Annotated in this window: 17 protein-coding genes and 1 tRNA gene; 13 read left to right on the plus strand and 5 right to left on the minus strand. The window is 71.0% G+C overall.

Annotated features, from left to right (window positions below; translation table 11 throughout):
* Positions 1-40: 40 nt before the first annotated feature.
* From ACH4UK_RS05685 to ACH4UK_RS05695, 3 genes are all read right to left on the minus strand, one after another.
* Complete coding sequence (locus ACH4UK_RS05685) at positions 41-4,396, minus strand: GH92 family glycosyl hydrolase (protein WP_398354695.1); 4,356 nt, start codon at positions 4,394-4,396, stop codon at positions 41-43.
* Positions 4,397-4,743: 347 nt separating this feature from the next.
* Positions 4,744-5,253, minus strand: a complete 510-nt coding sequence (locus ACH4UK_RS05690; protein ID WP_398354936.1) for a DUF1707 domain-containing protein — start codon at positions 5,251-5,253, stop codon at positions 4,744-4,746.
* A gap of 115 nt (positions 5,254-5,368) precedes the next feature.
* A complete protein-coding gene (locus ACH4UK_RS05695; protein ID WP_398354696.1) occupies positions 5,369-5,812 on the minus strand; it encodes a winged helix-turn-helix transcriptional regulator in 444 nt (147 codons plus the stop codon).
* A gap of 208 nt (positions 5,813-6,020) precedes the next feature.
* Between ACH4UK_RS05695 and ACH4UK_RS05700 the strand changes: the two genes are divergently transcribed.
* The 10 genes from ACH4UK_RS05700 (at position 6,021) to glmS (ending at position 17,758) form a co-directional block, all read left to right on the plus strand.
* Positions 6,021-7,493 (plus strand): MFS transporter, encoded by a 1,473-nt coding sequence (locus ACH4UK_RS05700; RefSeq protein ID WP_398354697.1) that lies wholly within the window; start codon positions 6,021-6,023, stop codon positions 7,491-7,493.
* A gap of 116 nt (positions 7,494-7,609) precedes the next feature.
* A complete protein-coding gene (locus ACH4UK_RS05705) occupies positions 7,610-8,251 on the plus strand; it encodes a GNAT family N-acetyltransferase (RefSeq protein ID WP_398354937.1) in 642 nt (213 codons plus the stop codon).
* A 99-nt stretch (positions 8,252-8,350) separates the two neighbouring features.
* Positions 8,351-9,262 (plus strand): siderophore-interacting protein, encoded by a 912-nt coding sequence (locus ACH4UK_RS05710; RefSeq protein WP_398354698.1) that lies wholly within the window; start codon positions 8,351-8,353, stop codon positions 9,260-9,262.
* Between the two features lie 167 nt (positions 9,263-9,429).
* Entirely contained in the window at positions 9,430-10,878 is a 1,449-nt protein-coding gene (locus tag ACH4UK_RS05715; protein ID WP_398354699.1) for a pyridoxal phosphate-dependent decarboxylase family protein, read from the plus strand.
* On the plus strand, positions 10,862-12,139 hold the full coding sequence (locus ACH4UK_RS05720) for a lysine N(6)-hydroxylase/L-ornithine N(5)-oxygenase family protein (RefSeq protein ID WP_398354700.1): 1,278 nt from the start codon (positions 10,862-10,864) through the stop codon (positions 12,137-12,139). Before ACH4UK_RS05715 ends, ACH4UK_RS05720 begins: the two co-directional genes overlap by 17 nt.
* On the plus strand, positions 12,136-12,720 hold the full coding sequence (locus ACH4UK_RS05725) for a GNAT family N-acetyltransferase (RefSeq protein WP_398354701.1): 585 nt from the start codon (positions 12,136-12,138) through the stop codon (positions 12,718-12,720). The genes ACH4UK_RS05720 and ACH4UK_RS05725 overlap by 4 nt, the downstream gene beginning before the upstream one ends.
* Complete coding sequence (locus ACH4UK_RS05730; RefSeq protein WP_398354702.1) at positions 12,717-14,495, plus strand: IucA/IucC family protein; 1,779 nt, start codon at positions 12,717-12,719, stop codon at positions 14,493-14,495. The genes ACH4UK_RS05725 and ACH4UK_RS05730 overlap by 4 nt, the downstream gene beginning before the upstream one ends.
* A 110-nt stretch (positions 14,496-14,605) precedes the next feature.
* Positions 14,606-15,490, plus strand: coding sequence for a DUF4429 domain-containing protein (locus tag ACH4UK_RS05735; protein ID WP_398354703.1), 885 nt, complete (start codon positions 14,606-14,608; stop codon positions 15,488-15,490).
* Positions 15,491-15,576: 86 nt separating this feature from the next.
* A complete protein-coding gene (locus ACH4UK_RS05740; protein ID WP_003968990.1) occupies positions 15,577-15,852 on the plus strand; it encodes a hypothetical protein in 276 nt (91 codons plus the stop codon).
* A gap of 76 nt (positions 15,853-15,928) precedes the next feature.
* Positions 15,929-17,758 carry a glutamine--fructose-6-phosphate transaminase (isomerizing) gene (gene glmS / locus ACH4UK_RS05745; RefSeq protein ID WP_398354704.1) on the plus strand — a complete coding sequence of 610 codons (1,830 nt, stop codon included), beginning with the start codon at positions 15,929-15,931 and terminating at the stop codon, positions 17,756-17,758.
* Between the two features lie 88 nt (positions 17,759-17,846).
* Here the strand turns inward: glmS and ACH4UK_RS05750 are convergent, their stop codons facing one another.
* Positions 17,847-18,368, minus strand: a complete 522-nt coding sequence (locus ACH4UK_RS05750) for a universal stress protein (RefSeq protein ID WP_398354705.1) — start codon at positions 18,366-18,368, stop codon at positions 17,847-17,849.
* Positions 18,369-19,385: 1,017 nt separating this feature from the next.
* On the opposite strand from ACH4UK_RS05750, the gene ACH4UK_RS05755 reads away from it, so the two are divergent.
* The 3 genes from ACH4UK_RS05755 (at position 19,386) to ACH4UK_RS05765 (ending at position 21,412) form a co-directional block, all read left to right on the plus strand.
* On the plus strand, positions 19,386-20,603 hold the full coding sequence (locus tag ACH4UK_RS05755) for a helix-turn-helix domain-containing protein (RefSeq protein ID WP_398354706.1): 1,218 nt from the start codon (positions 19,386-19,388) through the stop codon (positions 20,601-20,603).
* A 10-nt stretch (positions 20,604-20,613) separates the two neighbouring features.
* Positions 20,614-21,219 carry an oligoribonuclease gene (gene orn, locus ACH4UK_RS05760; protein WP_398354707.1) on the plus strand — a complete coding sequence of 202 codons (606 nt, stop codon included), beginning with the start codon at positions 20,614-20,616 and terminating at the stop codon, positions 21,217-21,219.
* Between the two features lie 120 nt (positions 21,220-21,339).
* Positions 21,340-21,412 (plus strand) — tRNA-His (locus tag ACH4UK_RS05765).
* A gap of 58 nt (positions 21,413-21,470) precedes the next feature.
* On the opposite strand, the gene ACH4UK_RS05770 is transcribed toward ACH4UK_RS05765, so the two are convergent.
* Entirely contained in the window at positions 21,471-23,561 is a 2,091-nt protein-coding gene (locus tag ACH4UK_RS05770) for a TerD family protein (RefSeq protein ID WP_398354938.1), read from the minus strand.
* Positions 23,562-23,702: the final 141 nt, after the last annotated feature.

Consider the following 23,702-nt stretch of genomic DNA (forward strand, 5'->3'; position numbering starts at 1 on the left):
TCCGTGAACGGACGGCGGCTCACCCCCCGGCCCCGACCCGCTAGGAACGCCGCGCGCCCGGCACCGCCACCCCGTCCTCCGTCACGTACTTCACGCCGTCGTCGCTCTTCGTGATCGTGAACGCGTCCAGGGTCTGGCCCACCTCCTTGTCCGTCGTCGACCTGTCGTCCCACTGGGCGCCGATGACCGCCTCGTAGCGGATCGTGTTCTTCGAGACCGTGATGCCCTGGAACGTCGACGTGTGCGCCGCGCGGGCCACCTGGGTCGCCCCGTTGCGGGTCCAGACGTTGTCGTCGGCCGGGGACAGCTCGTAGTACTTCGGGCCCGCCATCGCGACCGCGTAGACCGGGCCCGTCGTCACGCCCGGGGTGTCCGTGGCGTCCGCGTCGACGTAGCCGCGGGCGTAGACGTGGTCGTGGCCCATCAGGACCAGGTCGATGTCGTGGCGCTGGAAGACCGGGAGCCAGGCGTCGCGGATCGGCTTCTCGTCGCGGCCGACCGCTGCCGAGAACACCGGCTGGTGGAAGGTGGCGACCGACCACTTGTTGGGGTTGTTCGCCAGGATGTGGTCGAGCCAGCGGGCCTGGAGGTCCAGCCAGAGCTTCTGCGGGTCCGGGCAGGCCTCGGAGCAGGGCGGCAGGTCGGGCGGGGTCATCAGCTCTCGGGCGTCGTGCGTGCTCGCGTTGAGGGTGATGAAGCGGACGTTCTGGTAGTCCGTGTAGTACGCCGTCTCCGTGATGGACTTCGCCATGTGGGCCTCGTATGCGGCCCGTTGGCGTTCAGAAGGGGTTGCGTCCTTCGCCGGGGTGGCCGTGGGGCCGTTGGCCGGATAGGCGAACGTCGACTTCCAGTTCCTCAGGAACAGGTCCGCGTTGTACTCGTGGTTCCCCGGGGCCGCGATCACATTGGTCGTCTGGCTGTGGCCGTTCATCGCGCCGAACCACTCGTCCCACAGGCCGTCGTTGCCGCCCGAGTCCACCAGGTCGCCCGCGTTGACGCTGCCGATCGCCTTCGGGAAGCGTTTGTAGGCCTGGTCCACGACCGGGGCCCACTTCGCCTTCAGGTCGTTCTGGGCGTCGCCGAAGTAGAGGAAGGTGAACTCCTCGCCCGGCTTGCCGGCGGCGGTGAAGGTGTGGTTCTCGCTCAGCTTGTCGCGGTGGCCCACCCGGTACTCGTACGCCGTCCCCGGCTTCAGCCGGTCCATCACCGCCGAGTGCGTGCGGGTGGGGACGCCGTTGCTCAGGAGCTCCTCGTTCGTGGTCGCCTTCGCCCTTCTCCAGGCCGAGTGGGAGCCTGCCTGCCGGTACTGCGCCTCGCCCTGCGTCGTGCCGCTGCCCGTCCGCCACGTCACCGCCTGCGAGGTGGCGGGGGTGGTGGTCGGGGTGAGGACGATGCGCTCCGGGGTGACGCCCGGCGCCTTCAGGTCCGGGTTGGTCGTCAGGGCCACGTCGAAGACGTGCATGATGCCCCGGTCCGTGCCCTGCGGCAGGACCACCGACCGCACCCGCTTCTTCCCGTCCAGCACCTGCGGGACCGTGCCGAAGACCACCGTGCGGGTGGTGTCCGACGTGCCGTTCACCTTGTTGCGGCCCTCCGTGGCCACCAACGGGACATTGCCGTAGAGGTAGTCGGCGCCGGGCGTCCAGTCGGTGAACTGCACCGCCACGTTCTGCGTCGAGCCGTCCTCGTACTCCACCGCAGCCAAGCCCTGCGACGGCCCGTTCGTCGCCAGGCCGAGGAAGGAGATGCCCGTCGCCTTGATCCCCTTGCCGCCCCGGGCCGTCAGGTCGATCCGCTGGCCGTGCGGGATCCAGTTGTCCGGCTCGCCCGCCCTGGTCTTCGGCCAGGTGAACGTGGCCCCCGTCTCGCCCAGCGGCAGCTTCGCGCCCGGGGTCGCGCCCGCCGCCGCCAGCTTCTCCCGGGAGAGGGAGTTGTCGCTGAGGTCGAGCGAGCCCAGCCTGCCCAGGCCGTCCGGCGTCGAGCCGATGTTGTTGCGGGCGTCGGAGCCCTCGGTGTACGACGGCGGTACGTCGGCCGCTCCCGTACCCCATGCCGCAGGAGCCGCGCCCATCGTGAACGTCAGTTCACCGCCCGCCCGCGCGAAGTCCTCGTCCAGCCAGGACCTCGACGTGGAGCGGCCGTTGACCTTCAGCCCCGTCACATACGGCTTGTCCGCCGCCGCCCCGTCCGCCTTGATCGTGATCCGGCGGTCGCTGTCCGCGCTGTCGATCGTGATCCGGTCGAACATCGGCGAGCTGAGCACCAGGTTCGCCGTGCCGTACACCGTCGGGTTCATCCCGAGGTTGGCCCACACGTACCAGGAGCTGAGCGAACCCAGGTCGTCGTTGCCCGGCAGGCCCGACGGCGTCGTGCCGTACATCTCGTCCGTCGCGCGGCGCAGCACCTCCGACGTCCGGTGCGGCTGACGCAGCCAGTTGTAGACGTACGGCATCGAGAAGCTCGGCTGGTTGGAGAGATAGGCGCCCGTGGTGTTGTAGACGCCCGCGTCCAGGGCGTCGGTGTGCTCGTCCAGGTCGCGCGTGACGGCCTCGACACCGCCCCGCCTCTCGATCAGCGTGCCGATGTTCTGCGGGACCATCCAGCCGTACTGATAGCCCGTCGCCTGCTCGAACTGGTTCCCGCGCTCACCGAGGTTGAAGGAGCGGTCGAAGCCGTTGCGGCCGCGCGGGCGGATGCGCTGCGTCTCCGGGTCGAGCAGGTTCTGCCAGTTCTGCGCCCGCGTCATGAACCGGTCGTGGGTGTCCTTCTCGCCCAGCCTGTCCGCCAGTTGGGCTATCGCGAAGTCGTCGATGGCGTATTCGAGGGTCTTCGACGTCGCCGAGTCGCCCTTGCCGTTGTCGATGAACCCGGCGCTGAAGTACTGCTGCGCGTGCGCCCGCTTCGTCGTGTCGGCGGGCAGCTGCTGCGTCTTCCGCATCGACGCGAGCGCCGCCTTGCGGTCGTAGTCCACACTGCCGAACGCGTCGATCGACGACACCACCACCTGGAGCGAGTCGCCGCTCATCTTCTGCTGCGACTGGTTCAGATGCGGCCAGTTGGGCCACGCGCCCGTCTGCTTCACCAGGTCCACCAAGGACTGGTTGATGTCCGAGCCGACCTTCGGGAAGAGCAGCGCGATCAGCTGCGCCTGTCCCCGGTACAGGTCCCAGCCCGCATAGGTGACGTAGTGGTGGCGGCCGGCCGCCACCTTGCGGACCTTGCCGTCGTGGCCCGGGTACTGGCCGTTCACGTCGTCGGAGATGTTCGGGTGGAGGAGGGAGTGGTAGAGCGCCGTGTAGAACTTCACCCGTTCCGACTTCGTCCCGCCGGTGGCCCCGACCGTGCCCAGCGTGTCCTTCCAGACCTTCGCCGTCGCCTTCCGCACCTGGTCGAAGCTCCGGCCGCCGGTCTCCTCCTCGGCGTTGCGGGCCGCGTTCGCCACGCTGACGTAACTCAGCCCGGTCCGCGCGGTGACCGTCGCGCCCTTCGGGAAGACGAGGTACGCGCCCGAGCCGTGCTTGGCCTCACCGCCGCGCGCGCTCGCCGCGCCCGGGGTGACCTCGCCGCCCTGCCAGGTGCCGTACGAGGTGAACGCGCGGTCGAACGTCGAGGAGAAGTAGGCGCGGTAGCGGCCGCCCTCGTCGCACACCGACGCCGTCTCGACCCAGCCGCTGACCGTACGGCCCTCGACCTTCACCTCGCTGTCGAAGACCCGGTTGTTGGAGCCCGCCACGTCCAGGATGAGCGTCGAGGAGTCCTTGCGGGCCGGGAACTCGTACCTATTGACGGCGGTTCGCGCGGTCGCGGTCAGCTCCGTCTCCACACCGTTGCCGAGGCCGACCGTGTAGTGGCCGGGGGCCGCCGTCTCGTCGCGGTGGTCGAAGTCCAGGTAGTACGGGTCGATCTTCGTGCCGGGGCTGGTCGGCAGCGCGCCGCCGTCGAGCTCGCCCGTGTACGGCAGGACCGGGAAGTCGAAGGCGCTGAACCGGCCCTCGCAGCCGGTGCCGGACAGCCGCGTCATCCCGAAGCCGCGGATCTTGTCGGCGCTGTACTCGTAGCCGCCCTTCTGGTCGCCGTCCGAGGAGCGGTACGTGGTCGGGCTCGACTGGACCATGCCGAACGGGGTCGTCGCGCCCGGCCAGGTGTTGCCGTACGCGCTGTTGCCCTTGTTCTGGGCCGGGTCCAACCGCGTGCCGATGAACGGGTCGACGGCGTCGTAGGGGCTGATGGACGAAGCGCGCGGGGCGACGTCCGTGGTGGCGGCGGCCGTGGCGGTGGCGGGCGCCAGGCCGGCCACGAGCGCACCGGCCGTCAGGGCGGCGGCCGCGGCGACGGCGCGCAGCCGGCCCGGTCTCGTCCGGGCAGGCGGGCGTTCGGCGGCGGTGAGTTGCCGCATGAGTCGGTCCTCTCAGGTCGGACGGAAGGCGTGGATCTCCGACCCGGGAGGGAACGACAGGATGACAACGTTGTCCAACTCCCGTTCGGGCACGTGCACCACAGTGCTCGGCACAGTTTTCCCCGAGAGGGCCGCGATGGGAAGACCCGGCCAACAGACCGTGTCCCCCACTGCCGGACGCACCGGATGCAACGGACGCGCCGGACCGGCGGGCTCGTACGGCGGTGTCGCACTGCGACCTCGTACGGCGGGCTCACACTGCGACTTCGTACGGCGATCTCGTACGGCGATCTCGTACGGCGGGCTCGTACGGCGGGCTCGTACGGCGACCTCGTACCGCCCGCGTCTCAGCGCCAGGCGTGGCGGATCTTCAGCCGGCCGTATCCCATCGCCCCGGAGAAGCGGATGCGGGGCCCGCCGGGGCGGGACGGCCGCCGGGGCCGGTAGCGCAGGTCCTTCCACCCGGTGTTCAGGCCCTCGATCTCCACGATCGCGTCGCGCGGGACCGTGATGCTCGCGCCACCGGTGCCGAGGCTCAGCTCGATGTCGACGACCGGGCCCTCGAAGACCGCCCGGGACAGGTTCAGGCGCACCCGCCCGAAGGCGGACTCGACCTTGAGGACCCGGGGCACCCGCCATGCGCCGCGCCGGGTGATCCGTCCGCCGGCGGCGGCGATCGTCGACGTGGTGCCCGGGTCCTCCGCCGGAAGCGAGTCCAGGGCCGCCGCGAGCTCGTCCCGCGACGTGGCGGCCAGCACCCGGCCGAGGCGCTCGTCCATCTCCTCGTGCGAGATGTACTCCTCGGCGTACGCCTCCCGCACGCGCCGCACGGCGCTCTCGCGGTCGTCATCGCCCAGGCGCGACACGGCGTTTCCATGAGGTGGGGTCACAGTTGCACTTTAGTGCGGCGCCCGTCACGTGAACATGACGAAGGCGGGGGGGCGCAAGCGCGCGGGCGACGGTCCGTGGGCCTCAGGGGGCGGACATCTCCACGCTCTGGCGGCCGTCGTAGTCGGCACGCGCCTTCGCGATCTCCTGCTGGTGGCTCTCGGTCCAGTCGACTAGGGACCGGATCGTCGTGTGCAGCGTCGCGCCCAGCTCCGTGAGCTCGTACTCCACGCGGGGCGGGACCACCGGGTAGACCGTGCGCCGCACCAGGCCGTCGCGTTCGAGCTGGCGCAGGGTCACCGTCAGCATGCGCTGGCTGATGCCTTCGATCAGCCGGCGCAGCTCGGAGAAGCGCAGCGTGCGGCGTTCCAGGTGGGCGATGGCCAGGAGCGACCACTTGTCCGCGACGCGGTCGAGGATCTGCCGTACCTCGCATCCCTCGCGGACGTCCCACTGGCTGATGTCGTAGTCCAGTCCTGTGTTGGTATCCGCGCAGTGACTCGGTGACTTCGAAGTGCCTTCTTCCATACCTCCCCACGGTGCCGCAAGCTTCGAGTGGTTACAAGAGGGAACCGACCGGCAGTTCGGTAACTCACCCGTGTTCCGACCCGCTTGAGACCCGCGCACCCGAATCCCTTTCCACACCACCGCCGTTGCGGTGCCTCGCCCTGCCCGAATTCCGCGCACAAGGAGAAGTCCCGTGTCCCCAGCCCCCTCCCTTCCGAGCAGTGACCGCATGACCGGACGCGCCTGGGGCGTGCTGCTCGTCCTGTGCGGCGCGATCTTCCTCGAAGGCATCGATGTGGCCATGCTCAACGTGGCCCTGCCCGCGATCCGCGAGGACCTGGACCTGTCCACCGGCACGCTCCAGTGGGTGATGAGCGCGTACGTCCTCGGCTACGGCGGCTTCATGCTGCTGGGCGGACGGGCGGCCGATCTGTTCGGCCGGCGTCGGATGTTCGTCCTGTGGCTCGTGGTGTTCCTGCTCTTCTCCGGGCTCGGCGGCCTGGCGACCGAGGGGTGGATGCTCATCGTCGCCCGCTTCGTGACGGGGATCGCCGCGGCCTTCATGACCCCGGCCGGCCTGTCGATCATCACCACCGGCTTCCCGGAGGGGCCGCAGCGCAACAAGGCCCTGCTCGTCTACGCCGGCACCGCGGCGGGCGGCTTCTCCATCGGCCTGGTCGTCGGCGGTCTGCTCTCCGCCATCGACTGGCGCTGGGTGTTCTTCGCCCCGGTCATCCTCTCGTTCGGCATCCTGATCGCCGCGCTCGCGCTCGTCCCCGCCTCGCCCCGCCCGGACCGCACCGGGCAGAGCGTCGACCTGGCCGGCGCGGTCACCGTCACGGCCGGGATCCTGCTCCTCGTCTTCGGCGTCGAGCGCGCCACGCACGTCTCGGCCGCCTGGACGGCCGGCACGATCGGGGCGGCGCTGCTCCTCTTCCTCGCGTTCGTCCTCATCGAGCGGGCCTCGTCCTCGCCGCTGGTGCGCCTGGGCATCTTCCGCAGCGGGTCACTGGTCCGCGCCAACGTGTCGGGGCTGCTGTTCGCCGCCGGGTTCTTCGGCTTCCAGTTCATCGCCGTGCTCTACCTCCAGGAACTGCGCGGCTGGTCGTCCCTCCGGACCAGCTTCGCGCTGATCGTCATCGGCGTGGACGCGGTCCTCTCACCGCTCCTCACACCGAAGCTGGTGGCCCGGTTCGGCAACGCGCGGGTCATCTTCGGCGGGCTGCTGCTCGCGTCGCTGTCGTACGGGCTGTTCCTGCCGATCGCCGCGGACTGGACGTACGCGGCCATGTTCCCGGGTCTGCTCCTCCTGGGCCTGGCCTTCTCCCTGGTCTACGGCCCGCTCACCATCGTGGCCACCGAGGGCATCGCCGAGGAGGAGCAGGGCGTGGCGGGCGGGCTGCTCTACACGTCCTTCCAGTTCGGTGCGGCGCTGGGGCTGTCCGCGGTGGCGGCCGTCAACATCGGTGCCACGGACGGCACATCACCGGCCGCGCTCCTCGACGGATACCGGGCGGCGCTGGTCGTCCCGCTGGCCGCCGCCCTGCTCGCCGCCGCCGTCAGCGCGTTCGGCCTCCGCGCCCGGCGGGCGGCGACGGGCGGCTCCTCCGGCAACGGCGGCGCGCCTACGGGCGACGGGGCCCCGCCGGTCCGGAGCAGCACCCCGGGCGGCGTCGAACAGCCCGCGGGGCTCGGCGTCTGATCGCTCGGGGCGGGGGCGCGGCCGGGACCGTCCGGCCGCGCCCCCGCCGCCGCGCGCCACCCGTATTCCGGTCGACACCCCTCCCGCCGGTCCGGCAGAGTCTCGTCATGGACCTCATGGACCCCCGGCACTGGCCCCTTTACGGTCTCCGCCTCCGCACACCGCGCCTCGAACTGCGCCTGCCCGGCCTCGACCTCCTCGACGAGCTGTCCTCGGTGGCGGCCGGCGGGGTGCACGACCCGGACCGGATGCCGTTCAACGTGGCGTGGACCGACGGGGAGCCCGACGCGGTGGGGCGGGCGGTCTTCCAGCACCTGCTGGGGACCGTGGCCGGCTGGTCCATGGACGACTGGACGCTCAGCCTGGCCGTCCTCCACGAGGGGAAGGTCGTGGGCCGACAGGACCTGATGGGGCGTGACTTCGGGGTGCGGCGGGAGGCGGAGACGGGGTCGTGGCTCGGGCTCCCGTACCAGGGCCAGGGCCTGGGTACGGAGATGCGCGCGGCCGCCCTCCACCTCGCGTTCGCCGGGCTGGGCGCGCGGTACGCCGTCTCGGCCGCCATGACCGACAACCCGCGTTCGCTCGGGGTCTCGCGACGGCTCGGGTATGCGGACGACGGCCTGGAGACGGCCGTCGTGCGCGGCGCGCCCGTCACGCTCCGGCGGCTGCGCCTGGACCGGGCCCGGTGGGAGGCGCACCGGAGCGTGGAGGTGACCGTGGAGGGGCTCGACGCCTGCCGGGCGGAGTTCGGGGCCTGAGCCCACCAAGCAAGGCTAGGCTAACCTTCCTTCGGATTGCCCCAGCCGGAAGCCGGGCCCGTCCGCCCATCGCTCCGGCCCGTCCCGGAGGAGCTCCCGTTGACGCCGACGACCGCCACCGCCCCCGAAGTCGCCCCGTTCCGGCTCTTCGACCTGGCCGTTCTGCGGACCAGGCGGCTGGGCCCGTCCATCCTCCGGATCACGCTCGGCGGGCCGGGGGCCGGGGACCTGTGCGCCGAGGGCCGCGACGGGAGCCTGTCGATCCTCCTGCCGCAGCCGGGGCGGAGCGAGGCGGTGGCCCCGGCGGGAGACGGCGGGACATGGCACGCGCGATGGCGGGCGCTGCCCGAGAACGAACGGGCGGCGCTGCGTACGTACGCCGTACGGGCCCAGCGACTGCGGGCCGACGGCTCCGCCGAAGTGGACCTGGACTTCGTGCTGCACGATGACGGCGGCCCCGCCTCCCGCTGGGCGCGGGCGGCGGCCCCCGGCGACCGGCTCACGGTGCTGGGCCCCGCCGTCGCGGACAGCTCCGCCGCACGCTTCCGGCCACCGGCCGACACCGACTGGGTGCTGATCCGGGCCGACGAGACCGCGCTGCCCGCCGCGGCCGCCGCCCTGGAGCGGCTGCCCGCGGGGCTGCCGGCCCGGGTCTGGCTGGAGGTCCCGCACACCGAGGACCGGCAGGCGCTGAACACCCCGGCGAAGGCCCGCATCCGCTGGCTCGTCCGGAGCGAGGGGGCCGCCTGCGGCGTGGAGACCGTGCGCGCCGCCGAGTTGCCGGGAGGCACACCGTACGCATGGGTCGCGGGCGAGGCGTCCGGGGTGCGGGCGCTCCACCATCACCTGGTCCGGGAGCGGGGCTTCGACCGTGCGCGGGTGACGTCCGCCGCGTACTGGCGGCGCGGACTCAGCGAGGACCAGTCGCGTCAGGCGCAGGCGACGGCGTCCGCCGGGAGCGACACCCCGGGGCGGCCGGAAGCGGAACGCGGAGGCCGCGTGGACGGATAGCGGGGCGAGGGCGGAGCGAGGGCGGACATCCGGTGGAGCCCGAGGGGCGGGGGAATGATCGATTCCGAGTTAGGTTAGGCTCACCTTACTTCGAGATCGCGACCCTCGTCCCCCCTTCCTGCCCGGAGGGCCGCGATGAAGTTCCCCTCACCCGGGAGGACCCCTTCATGCGTTCGCACCTGCTCAACAACACCACTGCGGAGCACTACCGGAGCACCGTCTCCGCAGGAGTGGAACGGGTAGCTGCCACCCTCGCCGCCACCGAGCGCCCCTTCAGCGGGGTCGGTGTCGACGAGCTCTCCCCACGGGTCGACGCGATCGACCTCGATCGGCCGCTGGGCGACGCCGCCGCGGCCCTGGACGAACTCGGCGAGGTCTACCTCCGCGGCGCCGTCTACTTCCACCACCCCCGCTACCTGGGCCACCTCAACTGCCCGGTCGTCATACCCGCCGTACTCGGCGAGGCCGTGCTCTCCGCGATCAACTCCTCCCTGGACACCTGGGACCAGAGCGCGGGCGGCACCCTCATCGAGCGCCGGCTGATCGACTGGACCACCGAGCGGATCGGGCTCGGCCCGGCCGCCGACGGGATCTTCACCAGCGGCGGCACACAGTCCAACCTCCAGGCCCTGCTGCTGGCCCGGGAGGAGGCGAAGGTCCGGCCCGAGCACTTCACCCGGCTGCGGATCTTCACCTCCGCGTGCAGCCACTTCAGCGTGCAGAAGTCCGCGAAACTCCTCGGCCTCGGCCCGGACGCCGTCATCTCCGTCCCCGTGGACCGCGACCAGCGCATGCAGACCGTGGCCCTCGCCCGCGCGCTGGAACAGTGCGTCGCCGAGGGGGCCGTACCGATGGCCGTCGTCGCCACCGCCGGCACCACGGACTTCGGTTCCATCGACCCGCTGCCCGAGATCGCCGCGCTCTGCGAGCAGTTCGCCGTCTGGATGCACGTGGACGCGGCGTACGGCTGCGGGCTGCTCGCCTCCCGTGAGCGCGGCGGGCTGCTCGAAGGCATCGCGCACGCCGACTCGGTCACCGTGGACTACCACAAGTCCTTCTTCCAGCCCGTGAGTTCGTCGGCCGTACTGGTCCGCGACCGGGCGACGCTGCGCCACGCGACCTACCACGCGGAGTATCTGAACCCGCGCCGGATGGTCGAGGAGCGGATACCCAACCAGGTCGACAAGTCCCTCCAGACGACCCGCAGGTTCGACGCGCTCAAGCTGTGGATGACGCTGCGCGTCATGGGCGCGGACGGCATCGGGGAGCTGTTCGACGAGGTCTGCGACCTGGCCGCCGAGGGCTGGCAGCTGCTCGCCGCCGACCCGCGTTTCGACGTGGTCGTCGAGCCGCAGCTCTCCACGCTCGTCTTCCGCTACATCCCGTCCGGTGTCACCTCCCCCGGCGAGATCGACCGCGCCAACCTCCAGGCCCGCAGAGCGTTGTTCGCCTCCGGGGAGGCGATCGTCGCGGGCACCAAGGTCGGCGACCGCCAATACCTGAAGTTCACCCTGCTCAACCCCGAAACGACCGTGCGGGACATCGCCGTCGTCCTCGATCTGATCTCCGGCCATGCCGAGAAGTACCTGGGAGATTCCCTTGACCGCGCTTCCTGACCCCCACGACTTCATCGGGATCGGGCTCGGCCCGTTCAACCTCGGCCTCGCCTGCCTGACCGAGCCGGTCGACGAGCTGAACGGCGTCTTCCTGGAGTCCAAGCCGGACTTCGAGTGGCACGCCGGAATGTTCCTCGAAGGGGCCCATCTCCAGACGCCGTTCATGTCGGACCTGGTCACCATGGCCGACCCGACCTCGCCGTACTCCTTCCTCAACTACCTGAAGGAGCGCGGCCGTCTCTACTCGTTCTACATCCGGGAGAACTTCTACCCGCTGCGGACCGAGTACAACGACTACTGCCGGTGGGCCGCAGCGAAACTGAGCAGCATCCGCTTCAGCGAGACCGTCGAGACGGTGACGTACGACGAGGGCGCGGCGCTCTACACCGTACGCACCGCGTCCGGTGAGCTGTTCCGCTCCCGGCGGCTGGTCCTCGGCACCGGCACGCCGCCGCACATCCCGGACGCCTGTCAGGGGCTCGGCGGGGACTTCCTGCACAACTCCCGCTATCTGGAGGGGAAGGCCGAACTCCAGAAGAAGAAGTCGATCACCCTGGTGGGCAGCGGGCAGAGCGCGGCGGAGATCTACTACGACCTGCTCTCCGAGATCGACGCCCACGGCTACCGGCTCAACTGGGTCACCCGCTCCCCGCGGTTCTTCCCGCTGGAGTACACCAAGCTGACGCTGGAGATGACCTCCCCGGAGTACATCGACTACTTCCACGCGCTGCCCGAGGAGACCCGCTACCGGCTGGAGACCAGCCAGAAGGGGTTGTTCAAGGGCATCGACGGGGAGCTGATCGACGCGATCTTCGACCTGCTCTACCGGAAGAACCTGTCCGGACCGGCGCCGACCCGGCTGCTGACCAACTCCGCTCTTCTCAGCGCGCGTTACGACGAAGAGGGCGGCGCGTACAGCCTGGGGCTGCGCCAGGAGGAGCAGGGCAAGGACTACTCCCTGACCACCGAGGGCCTGATCCTCGCCACCGGCTACCGGTACGAGGCTCCCGCCTTCCTCGCACCCATCGCCGGGCGGCTGCGCCACGACAGCCGGGGCCGCTTCGACGTGGCCCGCAACTACAGCATCGACACCACCGGGCGCGGGGTCTTCCTCCAGAACGCCTCGGTGCACACCCACTCGATCACCTCGCCCGACCTCGGCATGGGCGCCTACCGCAACGCGTACATCATCGGCGAACTGCTCGGCCGTGCGTACTACCCGGTCGAGAAGTCCATCGCCTTCCAGGAGTTCGCCGTATGAGCCGCCCCGACCAACACCGTCCCGACGGACACCGCCCCGACGAACTCGGCACGTTCACCGTCCGCCCGCTGGACCCCGCCGCCGACGCCGCGCCGGCGCACCGGTGGGTGACCCACCCCAAGGCCGCGTACTGGCTGATGGGCGACGCCTCACCCGCCGACGTGGAGCGGGAGTACCGGGACATCGCCGCCCACCCGCACCACGACGCGTTCATCGGGCTGCACGACGGCGAACCCGCCTTCCTGATCGAGCGCTACGACCCCACCGAGGTCGAGCTGAAGGGGCTGTACGAGGCGGAGCCCGGCGACGTCGGGATGCACTTCCTGGTCGCCCCGACAGACGCCCCGGTGCACGGCTTCACCCGGGCCGTGATCACCGCCGTGATGGATTTCCTGTTCGCCGACCCGTCGGTACGCCGGGTCGTCGTCGAGCCCGACGTGACCAACAGCGCCGTGCAGTCCCTCAACAAGGCCGTCGGGTTCGAGGTGCTCCGGGAGATCGCCAAACCGGAGAAGGACGCGCTGCTCAGCGTCTGCACCCGTGAGCAGTTCGAAGCAGCAACCGGAGGAAACGACCGATGACGACCGCCCTCACCGACAGCGTCGCCCACCTCTCCCCGGGGCGCTGGGCCACCGCAAACCGACTGCTCGTCCGCAAAGCGCTGGCGGAATTCAGCCATGAGCGGCTGCTGGTCCCCACGCCGCTCGGCGACCACCGCTTCACCGTTCGCAGCGACGACGCGTCCACCGAGTACCGCTTCACCGCGCGGCTCTTCGCCCTGGACCACTGGCAGGTCGAGGCCGAGACCATCACCCGGCACCGGCACGGCTCGGAACTCCCCCTGGATACACTGGAGTTCTTCATCGAGCTGCGGCACACGCTCGGGATCCCCGCGGAGGTCCTGCCGGTCTATCTGGAGGAGATCTCCTCCACCCTGGCCGGAACCGCCTACAAACTCTCCAAGGAACCGGCGACCTCCGGCCAGCTCGTCGCCGCCGGTTTCCAGGCCATCGAGACCGGGATGACCGAGGGCCACCCGTGCTTCGTCGCCAACAACGGGCGGCTCGGCTTCGGCGTGGAGGAGTACCGGGCGTACGCCCCCGAGGCGGCCTCGGAGATCCGGCTCGTCTGGCTGGCCGCCCGCCGGGAGCGGGCCACCTTCACCGCGGGCGCCGGTCTCGACTACGACGCGCTGGTGAAGGGCGAGCTGAGCGAGGCGGCCCGGGAGCGGTTCGACGGCGCGCTGCGCGGGCTCGGCCTCGATCCGGACAACTACTTCCTGCTGCCCGTCCACCCCTGGCAGTGGTGGAACAAGCTCGCGGTCACCTTCGCCGGCGAGCTGGCGGAGCGGCATCTGGTGGTGCTCGGCGAGGGCGAGGACGGCTATCTCGCCCAGCAGTCGATCCGCACGTTCTTCAACACCGACCACCCCGAGAAGCACTACGTCAAAACGGCGCTGTCGGTCCTGAACATGGGCTTCATGCGTGGCCTGTCCGCCGCCTACATGGAGGCCACGCCCGCGATCAACGACTGGCTGGCCGGCCTGATCGAGCGCGACGACCTGCTGCGCGGGGCCCGGTTCTCGATCATCCGGGAGCGGGCCGCGATCGGCTACCACCACCGGTCCTACGAGGCGGCCACCGCCAAGGGCTCCCCGTACCGGAAGATGCTCGCCGCCCTGTGGCGCGAGAGCCCGGTGCCGGGCCTCGAGCCCGGCGAGCGGCTCGCGACGATGGCCTCCCTGCTCCACACCGACCAGGAGGGCTGCTCGGTGGCCGGGGCGCTGATCGCCGCGTCGGGCCTGGATCCGCAGGTGTGGCTGCGGCACTACCTGGACGCCTATCTGGTCCCGGTGCTGCACAGCTTCTACGCCTACGACCTGGTCTACATGCCGCACGGCGAGAACGTGATCCTGGTCGTGGAGGACGGTGTCGTCACCCGCACGGTCTTCAAGGACATCGCCGAGGAGATCGCGGTGATGGACCCGGACGCGGTGCTGCCGCCGAAGGTCGAGCGGATCCGGGCCGAGGTCCCCGAGGACCTGAAGGTGCTGTCGGTCTTCACCGACGTCTTCGACTGCTTCTTCCGCTTCCTGGGCGCGGGCCTGGCCACCGAGGGGATCCTCGAGGAGGACGCCTTCTGGCGGACGGTCGCCGCCTGTGTGCGCGACTACCAGGAGTCGGTGCCCTACCTCGCGGACAAGTTCGCCGAATACGACTTGTTCCAGGAGGACTTCGCACTGTCCTGCCTCAACCGCCTCCAGCTGCGCGACAACCAGCAGATGGTGGACCTCGACGACCCCGCCGGAGCGCTCCAGTTGGTGGGGCGCCTGAGGAATCCGATCGCCGGGTTCTGAGCCCCCGCCGCGGCGCGGCGGCCCCCGACCGGCGAGCGCCCGGGGACGGTCCCCCGGGCGCTCGCCTTCTTCCTCCGTGCCCGGTGCGACGGGCTGGCAGAATCGGGGCCATGGCAGAAATCATCCAGCGGGACGGTACGTGGACGTTCGACGGGGACACCGTGCGCATCGTGCCGGGCGGAAAGGCGCACCCGGTCCGGCAGGAGCTGGGTGAGATAGCCGTACCCGTGCAGGCGGTGGCGGGCGTCTCGTTCGAACCGGACCGCAAGGGCGGGCGGCTGCGCCTGCGGCTGCGCGGCGGCGCCTGCCCGGTGCTGCGGGCCGCCGACGGCCGGCTCAAGGACGGCGCCGACCCCTATGTCCTGACCGTGGAGAAGGACCGCACGGGCGTCGCGGAGTACTTCGTCGACGAGGTCCGCAACGCGCTGCTGATCGAGCAGGTGCCGGACGGCCCGGTGGACCGCTTCCTGCTGCCCGGCCCCGCGCTGCCGGTCTCCGGCGGGGGCGGCGACGGCACGGCCTCCTTCGACGGCGAGACCGTCCGGCTGACCTGGAACTGGAAGGCCGAGGAGTCCAAGACCGCCGGGGGCCCGGCCACCTTCCCGCTGGCCCGGATCGCGGGCGTGCGGTGGCTGCCCTCGATCGGGCTGGAGAACGGCTATCTGCGCTTCGAGCCGGTCGAGGGGGCCGTCTCCAGTCCGCCGAAGTACGACCCGTACGCCCTGGACCTGTGGGGGATCTCCAAGAAGGAGCACACCGCGGTCCTGGTCGCGGCGGCGGTGCTGGCGCGGCTGCCCGGGGCCGCCCGTGCGGCACTGGACGCACCGCCCGCGGCCCCGGACCTGACCAAGGCGGCCGCGCCCGCCGCCCCGCCCGCGGGCGACCACGACACGCTGCTGAGGCGGCTGCGGGAGCTGGGCGAGCTGCACCGGGCCGGGGTGCTCACCGACGAGGAGTTCAGCACCGCGAAGCAGGCGGTCCTGCGCAGTATGTGACGCAATCGAGGAGCCTTTCCCGGCCAGCCTGCCCGATATCGGGCAGATTTCTTGCATAAGCGCGCCTCGGCAAGCAATATCGACGGGTGCTTGAACGCCGCTCGTCGCACGACGACCTCATCGATCACCTCGTACGCTCCACCGCGCTGCAGCGCGGTGAGGCGGCCCGGGTGATTCTCGACGTGCTGGCGTACTTCGACGAGAGCACCGACGACTTCGTCCGGCGCCGCCACCGTGAACTGCAGTCCGGCGGCCTGGTCAACACGGAGATCTTCGAGCGGATCGCGGCCGAGCTGCCGCACCGCGCCGTGGCGCCGCCGGAGCTCTCGCTCCGCCAGTTGCGCCGCATCGTCTACGGCTGACCGGCAACGGCCGGCCGGGCGCCCGTGCGGGGCGCCGAACGGAAATCGTGTACGTCGATGGAGGGGCAGAGAACTCATGTGCGGGATCGTCGGATACATCGGAAGGCGTGACGTCGCTCCGCTGCTGCTGGAAGGCCTGCAGCGGCTGGAGTACCGGGGGTACGACTCCGCGGGCATCGTCATCACCGGCAAGGCCGCGGCGGGCAGGCCCGGCGCCCTGAAAATGGTCAAGGCCAAGGGCCGGGTCCGCGAGCTGGAGGCCAAGGTCCCCAAGCGGTTCGCGGGCACCACCGGCATCGCGCACACCCGCTGGGCCACCCACGGCGCCCCGAGCGACGAGAACGCCCACCCGCACCTGGACGCGGAGAGCAAGGTCGCCGTCGTCCACAACGGGATCATCGACAACGCCTCCGAGCTGCGCACCAGGCTCACCGCCGACGGCATCGTCTTCCTCTCCGAGACCGACACCGAGGTGCTGGTCCACCTGATCGCCCGCGCCCAGGCCGACACCCTGGAGGAGAAGGTCCGCGAGGCGCTGCGGCACGTCGAGGGCACCTACGGCATCGCCGTGCTGCACGCCGACTTCAACGACCGGATCGTGGTGGCCCGCAACGGCTCCCCCGTCGTCCTCGGCATCGGCGAGAAGGAGATGTTCGTCGCCTCCGACGTCGCCGCCCTGGTCGCCCACACCCGCCAGGTCGTCACGCTGGACGACGGCGAGATGGCCACCCTGAAGGCCGACGACTTCCGTACGTACACCACGGAGGGCTCGACCACGACGGCCACGCCGACCACCGTGGAGTGGGAGGCCGAGTCGTACGACATGGGCGGCCACGACACGTACATGCACAAGGAGATCTCCGAGCAGGCCGACGCCGTGGACCGCGTGCTGCGCGGCCGGATCGACGACCGGTTCTCCACCGTGCACCTGGGCGGGCTCAACCTGGACGCCCGCGAGGCGCGCGGGGTACGCCGGATCAAGATCCTCGGCTGCGGCACCTCCTACCACGCGGGCCAGATCGGCGCCCAGCTGATCGAGGAGCTCGCCCGCATCCCCGCCGACGCCGAGCCGGCCTCCGAGTTCCGCTACCGCAACCCGGTCGTGGACCCCGACACCCTGTACGTCGCGGTCTCCCAGTCGGGCGAGACGTACGACGTGCTGGCCGCCGTCCAGGAGCTGAAGCGCAAGGGCGCCCGCGTCCTCGGCGTGGTCAACGTGGTCGGCTCCGCGATCGCCCGGGAGGCCGACGGCGGTACGTACGTCCACGCGGGCCCGGAGGTCTGCGTGGTCTCCACCAAGTGCTTCACCAACACGGTGGTCGCCTTCGCGCTGCTCGCCCTGCACCTGGGCCGGATCCGCGACCTGTCGGTGGCGGACGGCAAGCGGATCATCGACGGGCTGCGGCGGCTGCCGGAGCAGATCAGCGAGATCCTGGCGGGCGAGGACGAGATCAAGCGCCTCGCGGCCGAGTACGCGGACGCCAAGTCGATGATGTTCATCGGCCGGGTGCGCGGCTACCCGGTGGCCCGTGAGGCCTCCCTGAAGCTCAAGGAGGTCTCGTACATCCACGCCGAGGCCTACCCGGCCTCCGAGCTGAAGCACGGGCCGCTCGCGCTGATCGAGCCCGCGATGCCGACCGTGGCGATCGTGCCGGACGACGACCTGCTGGAGAAGAACCGCGCCGCGATGGAGGAGATCAAGGCCCGCAGCGGCCGCATCCTCGCCGTCGCCCACCAGGTGCAGGAGAAGGCCGACCACACCATCGTCGTGCCGAAGAACGAGAACGAGCTGGACCCGATCCTCATGGGCATCCCGCTCCAGCTCTTCGCGTACCACACGGCCCTCGCGATGGGCCGTGACATCGACAAGCCGCGCAACCTGGCGAAGTCCGTGACGGTCGAGTAGACGACGGCGCACCAACGCCCGGCCCCGTACCTTCAGTCAGTCGGTACGGGGCCGGGCGCGTGCCGTTCCAGGGCTTTCTGGCGGTCCGTCAGGGGATGACGATGACGGGGCGCTGGGCACGCCGGGCGAGCCGGCCGGCCACGGATCCGAAGATCCGGCCGACGATGCCGTGCGTGGAGCCCACGACGATGGCGTCGGCGGCGTACTCCCGGCCGACCTCCTCCAGTTCGTGGCAGATGTCGCCGCCGCGCTCGACCAGCACCCAGGGCACCTCGGACAGATAGTCGGCGCAGGCCAGTTCCAGGCCGAGGACCTCGGTGCGGTGGTCGGGGACGTCGACGAAGACGGGGGGCTCGCAGCCCGCCCAGACCGTGGTCGGCAGCCGGTTGGCGACATGGACGATGATCAGGCCGGAGCCCGAGCGGCCGGCCATGCCGATGGCGTAGGCGAGAGCCCGCTCACTGGACATGGAGCCGTCGAAACCGACCACGACTCCGTGCCGGAAGGCGGGATCGCACGCAGGGCGTGCTTCTTCGACCGTCCGCGGCTCCGACCCGGGGTCGGCTACCGGCTTGCGGTCTTTGGGTTCAGGGATTTCGTGACCGGCCATCGGTGTCTCGGCGAAGAGAGTCCTCGTGAGGAGGGAACGGTTTCGAGAGGTGCATCAGTCGGTGGTGAAGCTCTGTCCGGGAATCATCTTCCCAACCCCATACCCCCAAGGGTACGGCGTCACTCCTCCACCGCCCAGACCCCCGCAAAAGCGTGCGCGACGCTGGAGGGAGCATGCCCGAGCCTGTCCTGGATGGCAATGCCGGTTGCGTCGTACACGGGCCTCGGAGGGGCAGAACACCGTCAGCCGTCCTGTTTTCCGCGACGGCCGGCGACCTCCTGGCGCACCCGGGGCCGATGCCCGCACCCGGCCTCCGTTGGCCACACCGCCACCGCGCCATCACCCCGAGGGGTGACGCCGCGCCGGACCCCACGCGACCCTCGTTCGGGCCCGGCCCGGCGACGGCCGCCGGACCGGCGGTCGACGGGGTCCGCCGGGCCGTCCCCGGCCGCCCGCCCGGACCGGCGCTTTCTCGTGGCCCACGGGGCATCCGCCGGTGATGCGGCCCTCCGGCCCCCCGGCCCCCGCCCGGCTCACGGCGCCTCCCGCGGCGGTCCGAAAACGTCAGGACTCACGAGGTCGGGGAGCGCACCGGCGTGGTCGTCCGGCGGCGGTTGTGCGCCCGGCGTGACCGGATCCAGCACACACAACCGATGGTTTTCAGCCAACTTCGCTCAGGTGCCGAACCCTTCGCCGGATGGCCGGACAACCCACCGCCCACCAGGCAGGAAGAGACCGCGCGGTACGCTTTCACCCGACGCGGACGGGCCACGTTGTCGAAGGGCACTTCCCTGTGCGCTTCGCAGGTGGAACGCTTCGTGATCGAACGCTTCACGCCACGTTTCCTTATCGACATTGAGCAGGTGGGGGAAGGTGTCACGGCGGGACCACGCGACGCAGTAGATTCGATCTTGGAAATCGGAGACTGGGGACACGTGCGACACCGAGGGGAAACGTGCAGGAGCGACAGGCCCGTAAGGACCAGGGAGACGCGAACACCAAGGGGGGCTTAGCGTCATGAGCCAGGACTCCGCCGCCGCGACGGAGGCCGCACGCAAGCTGACCGGGCGGCGACGCCGGGAAGTCGTTGCCGTGCTGCTGTTCAGCGGCGGCCCTATCTTCGAGAGCTCCATCCCGCTCTCCGTTTTCGGAATCGACCGGCAGGACGCGGGAGTTCCCCGCTACCGCCTGCTGGTCTGCGGCGGCGAGGAAGGGCCGCTGCGCACCACCGGGGGGCTCGAACTCACCGCGCCGTACGGCCTGGAGGCGATCAGCAGGGCCGGCACCGTGGTGGTGCCCGCCTGGCGGTCGATCACCTCGCCGCCGCCCGCCGAGGCACTGGACGCGCTGCGGCGCGCCCATGAGGAGGGCGCCCGCATCGTCGGTCTGTGCACGGGAGCCTTCGTGCTCGCGGCAGCCGGCCTGCTGGACGGACGGCCGGCCACCACACACTGGATGTACGCACCGACACTGGCCAAGCGCTATCCGTCGGTGCACGTCGATCCGCGCGAGCTGTTCGTGGACGACGGCGATGTGCTCACCTCCGCCGGCACGGCCGCCGGCATCGATCTCTGCCTCCATATAGTCCGCACCGACCACGGCACGGAGGCCGCCGGGGCACTCGCCCGCCGGCTGGTCGTGCCGCCGCGGCGCAGTGGCGGGCAGGAGCGCTACCTGGACAGGTCTTTACCGGAGGAGATCGGGTCCGACCCGCTCGCCGAGGTCGTGGCCTGGGCCCTGGAGCATCTGCACGAGCAGTTCGACGTGGAGACGCTCGCCGCGCGCGCCTATATGAGCAGGCGGACCTTCGACCGCAGGTTCCGTTCGCTCACCGGGAGCGCACCGCTGCAGTGGCTGATCACCCAGCGGGTGCTTCAGGCACAGCGGCTGCTGGAAACCTCCGACTACTCGGTCGACGAGGTCGCCGGCCGCTGCGGTTTCCGCTCACCGGTCGCGCTGCGCGGGCACTTCCGCCGCCAGCTCGGCTCCTCCCCCGCCGCGTACCGGGCCGCCTATCGGGCCCGCCGTCCGCAGGGGGTGGCGGAGAGCGCCGCGACCGTGGTCGAGACGATGGTGCCCAGCCAGGGGCCGCCGTCCGGACGCCGGGGTTCCCCGGTGTCCTCCGCACCCGTCGCCATGGCGGCGTCGATGGGGCCCGGGGAGCACTCCCTGTCGGGTCCTGACGCGTACGTTCCCGGACGCCCGGCCCTGCCGGGACAGCGGAGTGCCCCGTAGGGTGGGGCTCATGAACGACCGCATGGTGTGGATCGACTGCGAGATGACCGGGCTCTCGTTGACGGACGACGCACTCATCGAGGTAGCCGCCCTGGTCACCGACTCGGAGCTGAACGTGCTCGGCGAAGGGGTGGACATCGTGATCCGCCCGCCGGACGCGGCCCTGGAGACCATGCCCGAGGTGGTGCGGCAGATGCACACCGCCTCGGGCCTCCTCGACGAGCTGGCCGGGGGCACCACCCTGGCCGACGCCGAGGAGCAGGTCCTGGCCTATGTCCGCGAACAGGTGAAGGAGCCCGGCAAGGCCCCGCTCTGCGGGAACTCGGTCGGTACCGACCGCGGTTTCCTGGCGCGGGACATGCGGGAGCTGGAGGGCTACCTCCACTACCGGATCGTGGACGTCTCCTCGGTCAAGGAGCTGGCCCGGCGCTGGTATCCCCGGGCGTACTTCAACAGCCCGGCCAAGAACGGCAACCACCGGGCGCTGGCGGACATCCGGGATTCGATCACGGAGCTCCGCTACTACCGGGAGGCGGTCTTCGTACCGCAGCCCGGCCCGGACTCGGAGCGCGCCAAGGAGATCGCGGCGCGCCTCGCGACCCCGGCCACCTCCTAGGAACCCGCTGGTCACGGGCGCAGAAGCGCCCGTGGACCGGCCCCGGGAAACGGGGGCGCGAGCACCCTCCCGGACCCTGTACACTTTTTCTCGGCCGGTCGGAAACGACCGGGCGACATGGTGGGTATAGCTCAGCTGGCAGAGCACCTGGTTGTGGTCCAGGATGTCGCGGGTTCAAGTCCCGTTACTCACCCTGAAGGAAGGGCCCCGGTCTGCGGACCGGGGCTCTTTCGTTTGTTGCGGGGGCTGCCTCAGTCGGCCGCCGGTTCCCCGGCGCGGGAGCGGCGGGAGACCGGCGGCTCCAGGTGGGCCACGACCTGCGCGTGGAAGCGGTCCACCGCCTCGTCCACACTGCGGATGAAGCCGGTCTCCGCGTTGCCCCGCCCGCTCCCCATGCCCTTGAAAAGCGACAGCCGGAAGCCCGTGATCGGAGCCCCGTCCTTGGGCACGAGGTCGGCCGGCTCCGGGCGCAGCCTCTCCAGCGTGCCGCGCGGTCCGGCGCCCTCACCGTCCACGAGGGTCTCGATGTGCAGGTCGGCGGGGGCCTCGGAGAGGCGGCGGATCAGCCGCTTGGCACGGCTGAGCGGATAGCCCGCCTCCGCGGCGGGCACGTCGATGGACGTGCGGAGCTTGCCGGTGCGCAGGTCGGCGGTGATGGCCAGGACGCCCGGGGTGCCCTCGATGCGGATCTCGGCGTTCAGCCGGCCCTGCTCGCAGAGGTGGTCGGCGAGCTCGGTGCGGCGGACGCGGGGGTCCGTGCCGCGCCGGGTGCGCTGGACCGGCAGGACCTTCTGGCCCAGTTCTCCGCCGAGCCGCAGACAGACCTGCCGTACGAGGCGCTCCCAGTTCTCGATGACCTCCAGGGCCCGGTTGTCACCCCGGCACAGGGTCTCGTCGTCGATGCCCCGGCGTACCGGCACCCAGGCGGCGCCCATGTTCTGGAAGCCGTGGCAGCCGGAGTTCTCGTGCTGGAGGTAGTGGAGGAGTTCCTGGAGCAGCCAGGCGTGCGCGGCGTTGCCCACCCCCTCATGGCGGATCAGCATCTGCGCCTGGTGCGCGACCTCGGCCCAGGACAGGTGCCAGAGGGCAACCTTGTGCTTGCGCCGCCCGTCGATCCTGACGTCGACGAGTGGACTGCCGTCGAGCGCCACGTCGTTGGACAGGGTGATCACGGACTCGTAGCCGCGACGGGCGGCGATGTCCATGTACGCCTGCACCTGGTCCGACTTCAGGGCGTTGCCGTTCGTCTTGGTCTCGACGAGGGCGGTCCACAGCTTGCCCGCCCGCTCGACCCGGATGACGCCGTCCGGGCGGCGGGGCGACTCGCCGTGCGGCAGGGAGACCTCGGTGTACGTCTCCATCCGCCCGGCCGGGGCGCCGAACCCGGCGGTGAGGCGACGGCCGAACTCCGGGACCTGCGCCATCACGGACAGCACGACCGAGGTGGCCCGCGTCTCGCGCTCGCGGTCGCTCTTGAGCGCCGAGACGGGGAAGAGCCGGGCGGTGCGCCACGTGTCGTTGTCGGCGAGCGACTTCCTGGCCGTGCGGGGAAGCGTGACCTTCTTCTTCGCCGTACGGGGGCGGCGAGCGGGCTTCGGTCCGGTGGCGGGGCCGGCGGGCCCCGGTGCGGCGGGCGCTTCCGACGGGTCCGCCGGCGCCCGTGTCGCCGCTGCCGCCGGGTCCTCCGGGATGCCGCCCCGGGCCTGGGCGGGAACGCGGGCGGGCCGCTCCGGCTCGGCCTTCCCGATGGCCTCGGGCGGTTCCGGCGCGTCCGGCTCGGGCCCCTCCGCCTCCGGCTCGTCCGCGTCGTCGTCGATGTCGACGCCGTAGTCGGTCGCCAGGCCCGCCAGGCCGGAGTCGTACCCCTGGCCGACCGCGCGGAACTTCCACGCGCCCGCGCGCCGGTACAGCTCACCGAAGATCAGCGCGCTGACCTCATCGACGTTCTCCACGGCGAACCGGACCAGTCCGTCGCCCGTGCTGTCCGCGAGGGTGAGGCGGAGGTCGTCCAGCTCGCCGAAACGGGAGTTGCCGTAGCGGCTGGCGGCGACGACCACCTTGTCGACCTCCTGCGGCACGGCGTCCAGATCGAAGGTGATCCGGTCCTCGCTGCCGTCGGCCGTCGGGGTCTTCCCGAGCAACTGCACGCTGCCGTTGCCCGCCACCGGGTTGTTGTAGAAGCAGAAGTCGATGTCACTGCGGACCTTGCCGTCGCCGTCGAGCAGCAGGACGGACACATCGGCGTCGCCCTCTCCTGTGGCGCTGCTCCAGCCCAGGCTGACCATCACCGAGCCGACGTCTTCGCTCAACGTCGTGAGACCGACGTTGGCACCCTTGGTCATCTCGTGCACGAGGCCCCCCATATGCACCGCCGCACGGAACGCACCCGGGCAGCTCGCTGCGTGACGTGTGTGGTGCGTCACACATTCGTCGTACTCCGCGAACCCTAGCCGCCGGAGCCGGAACATGTGGAGAACCCGTGA

It is taken from the genome of Streptomyces sp. NPDC020884 (genome assembly GCF_044333935.1).
Lineage (GTDB): Bacteria > Actinomycetota > Actinomycetes > Streptomycetales > Streptomycetaceae > Streptomyces.